General features: G+C 62.4%; 3 protein-coding genes. All 3 read left to right on the top strand.

Going from position 1 to position 3,790, the window contains the following annotated elements; translation table 11 throughout:
- On the top strand, positions 1-1,084 hold a 1,084-nt coding region (locus KH616_RS22730), incomplete at its 5' end, for a CaiB/BaiF CoA-transferase family protein (protein WP_292252155.1).
- A complete protein-coding gene (locus KH616_RS22725; RefSeq protein WP_292252154.1) occupies positions 1,081-2,076 on the top strand; it encodes a hydroxymethylglutaryl-CoA lyase in 996 nt (331 codons plus the stop codon). The genes KH616_RS22730 and KH616_RS22725, both read left to right, overlap by 4 nt.
- Before the next feature lie 89 nt (positions 2,077-2,165).
- Complete coding sequence (locus KH616_RS22720) at positions 2,166-3,524, top strand: MFS transporter (protein WP_292252153.1); 1,359 nt, start codon at positions 2,166-2,168, stop codon at positions 3,522-3,524.
- The last annotated feature ends 266 nt before the right edge of the window (positions 3,525-3,790 follow it).

The following is a 3,790-nucleotide window of genomic DNA, read 5'->3' as shown; positions in this document are numbered from 1 at the left end:
CGAGCCTCCAGGTGCCGGCGATCCGCTGCGCAACTGGCGCCTGATGAAGGACGGCACTTCCGTCTGGTGGCAGGTGCAATCGCGCAACAAGCGTTCGCTGGCGCTCGATTTGCGCAGCGCCGAAGGCCAGAACATCGCCCGCCAGTTGATCTCCGAGACCGACATCCTCATCGAGAACTTCCGGCCGGGCACCCTCGAAGGCTGGGGAATGGGCTACGAGCAACTGGCCGAGTTGAACCCTCGGCTCATCATGCTTCGTATCTCGGGGTACGGCCAGACGGGACCTTACCGTGATTTGCCAGGATTTGGCGCGATCGGCGAGGCAATGGGCGGCTTGCGGCATCTGACCGGGGATCCCGGCCGCGTGCCGGTGCGCTGCGGCGTCTCGATCGGCGATACGCTCGCCGCGCTGCATGGCGTGATCGGCGTGCTCACCGCGCTCTATCACCGCGACGCGAACGGTGGCAAGGGGCAGGTCATCGACGTGGCGCTTCACGAAGCGGTCTTCAACGTGATGGAGAGCCTGATTCCCGAGTACAGCGCGTTCGGGGCGGTCCGCGAAGCCGCCGGCAGCGCGTTGCCCGGCATCGCGCCATCCAATGCGTATCGATGTGCCGATGGATATGTGCTCATCGCCGGTAATGGCGACAGCATCTTCAGGCGCCTGATGACGGCGATCGGCCGCAGCGATCTAGCGGATGCCCCCGCGCTCGCGAACAACGCCGGGCGTGTCGCGCGCGTCGACGAACTCGACCGGACCATCGGAGCGTGGACAGCGCAACGTTCGGCCGAGGATGTGCTGGCCACGCTGACGGAGGCACGCGTGCCCGCCGGCAAGATCTATACGGCGCGTGACATCGCGGAGGACCCACACTACCGTGCACGCGACATGATCTTGCGACAGACCACGCGCGACGGCTATGACGTCGACGTGCCGGGCATCGTGCCCAAACTGATGGGCACGCCGGGTTCCGTGCGCTCGTCGGCGCCGAAGCTCGGTGACGACACCGATGACATCTTGCGCGAGATCGGCCTTTCCGAAAGCCGGATTGCCGAGCTGCGCGACAGAGGGACAATCGCATGAACATCTGGAACGGGGAACGCCGGCGCATCTACATGCAGGAAGTCGGCACGCGCGACGGTTTCCAGTCGGAACGCACATTCGTCGAGACGCGCGACAAGATTGCGCTGATCGACGCGCTCTCCGGGACAGGCGTGGCGAAGATCGAGGTAACGGCTTTCGTGTCGCCGCACGCGATTCCCGCGTTACGCGATGCCGAGATTGTGTTGCGTGAAATCGAGCGCAAGCCGGGCGTTGTCTATACGGCACTCGTGCCGAACGTGCGGGGCGCAGAACGCGCGATCGACGCGCGCGCTGACGAGCTGAATCTCGTGATGTCAGCGACCGAGAGCCACAACCTGTCCAACTTGCGGATGACGCGCGATCAGTCGTTCAATGGGCTGAGGCAGGTTGCCGGCATCGCCCGCGATGCCGGACTCCCGGTCAACATCTCGCTGTCGTGTGCATTCGGGTGCCCGATGGAGGGCGATGTACCGACAGACACCGTGATCGAGTGGATACAACGCTTCGTCGAGGAGGCTGGCGCACGAGGCGTCACGCTATGCGACACGACCGGCATGGCTTTTCCGCAGCAGGTCGCCGCGCTGACCGCGCTTTGCGTCGAGCGCTGGCCTCAGACCGAGTTCACGCTGCACTTCCATAACACGCGCGGCATGGGCCTTGTCAATGTGCTTGCCGCGATCGATGCGGGCGCCGACCGCTTTGATGCGTCACTGGGCGGCATCGGCGGTTGTCCCTATGCGCCGGGTGCCAGCGGCAACGTATGCAGCGAGGAAATCGTACACGCGCTCGAGCTGATGGGCTACGACACGGGCGTCGATCTGGGAGCACTGATCGACACGTCGAAGCGCTTGCCGACGCTGATCGGCCACGATACGCCAAGCCAGATCGTGAAGGCGGGGCGACGGCTCGACCTGCATCCGCGCCCGGCCGACTTTGCCTCGATTCGCGAACGAGCCATTCAGCGCGGCACATCCGCTCAATCACGCACCTGACATTTTTCACTTTGCTGCATTATTAACTGGGCTTTACTCACAGACGACCAAAGAAAGCGTCGAGACAACGTTCTTCAGGAGACACCATCATGCAAGACACCCACATCGCGCAGCCGTCGAAAACGCGCTGGTACGACGGCCTGACGACCGCACACTGGCGCGTATTGCGAGGCGCCTTCCTCGGCTGGATCTTCGATGGCTTCGAGGCGCTCGCGCTCGTGGTCGTGCTCGCGCCGATGCTCAAATCGGTGCTGACGCCGACGCAGGCCTTCTCGATGCCCATCTATGCGGGCGGCGTGATTGGCATCACCTTGCTCGGCTGGGGCGTGGGCGGCATGATCGGCGGCATTCTCGCCGACTACGTCGGGCGAAAACGCATGATGCTTTGGTCCGTCTTCCTTTACGCGCTGTTCTCCGGGCTGACCGCTTTTTCCAATACCTTTACCGTGCTGTGCCTGTTGCGATTTTTCACAGGGCTCGCGATGGGCAGCGAGTGGAGCACGGGTGTCGCGCTGGTTTCCGAGACCTGGCCGGAACACGCCCGCGCAAAGGGCGCCGGGTTCCTGCAGTCCGGTTTTGGCTGGGGCACGCTGCTCGCCGCTGTTGTTTGGTATGGGCTTGTTTCGGCACAACCGCTGGGTGCGGAAACGTGGCGCCTGATGTTCATCGCCGGTGCGCTGCCTGCGTTCTTCGTGCTCTACTTGCGTCGCGGGTTGAACGAATCGGAGAAGTGGCAACAGGCGGTGAGGGAACAGCGTTGGAACGCAACTTCCGACGGCGCTGTCCGATACGGTTCGCGGCCGGGCAAGCTGAACAAGCGGCCCTTTACGCTCAAGCAGCTTTTTACGGAGCGCGAAGCGCTTCGCCGCACGCTGCTGACGACGCTGCTGTCGATTGTCGCGACGACCGGCTGGTGGGCGATCTCGAGTTGGCTGCCGACATTTACCGTTGCGCTCGCGAAAGCGACCGGCGTGACCGATGCCGTCGCGTGGGGCTCGCGAATTTCGATCCTCTATACGGCGGGGGCGATCGTTGCCTATCTCGCGTCGGGCTTTATCGTCGACTCGATCGGCAGACGCGCATTCCTGTGCGCGACGTTCGTCGGCGCGCTGATCACGACGATCGTCACGTATCGTTACACCTCGACGCTGAGCGGCATGCTCATCATCGCGCCGATCAACGGGTTTTTCACCTTGGGATGTGGGTACGCGTGGATGGCGATCTATCCCTGTGAACTGTTCACGCCGACGGTGCGCTCGACTGCGATCAGCTTCGTCTTCAACGCCGCACGCCTGATCGCATGGGTCTTCCCAATCATCTCCGGTTCGATGATCAAGGCATTCGGCGGCGTTTCGCATGCCGCGCTCATCATGAGTTCGTGCTACCTGCTGGGCATCATCATTCCCTGGCTCCTTCCGGAAACGCGCGGCGAGGGAATGCCGGAATAAGTGAACGGAACCTCAAGAGATGGATATAGATCCGGCCCTCGGTGATATGACGGAACACGACGATCGACTCAATCGCGAAGTATTAAATCTGTACTATTGAGCGATATGGTTTACGAATCATTGGTTCAAGAATAAGGGGGGTCTGTGCCCGAGCACGGTAGTGATTTCCGGAGTACAGTAAGCGTGGAGCCGATACCGTGTTGACGGCGTGAGTTACCGGTTTCCCCAACGATTGGAAGCCATGCGTAGCAGCGTGGCATTGGCAG

This window comes from Burkholderia sp. (assembly GCF_018375725.1).
GTDB lineage: Bacteria > Pseudomonadota > Gammaproteobacteria > Burkholderiales > Burkholderiaceae > Burkholderia.
Note: the sequence above shows the minus strand (reverse complement) of the source record. Positions and strands in the feature narration are given on the sequence as shown.

Bases quoted from the DNA above. Each gene is read 5' to 3' on its own strand.
- KH616_RS22725 (WP_292252154.1), top strand. From the start codon at position 1,081: ATGAACATCTGGAACGGGGAACGCCGGCGCATCTACATGCAGGAAGTC.
- KH616_RS22720 (WP_292252153.1), top strand. From the start codon at position 2,166: ATGCAAGACACCCACATCGCGCAGCCGTCGAAAACGCGCTGGTACGAC.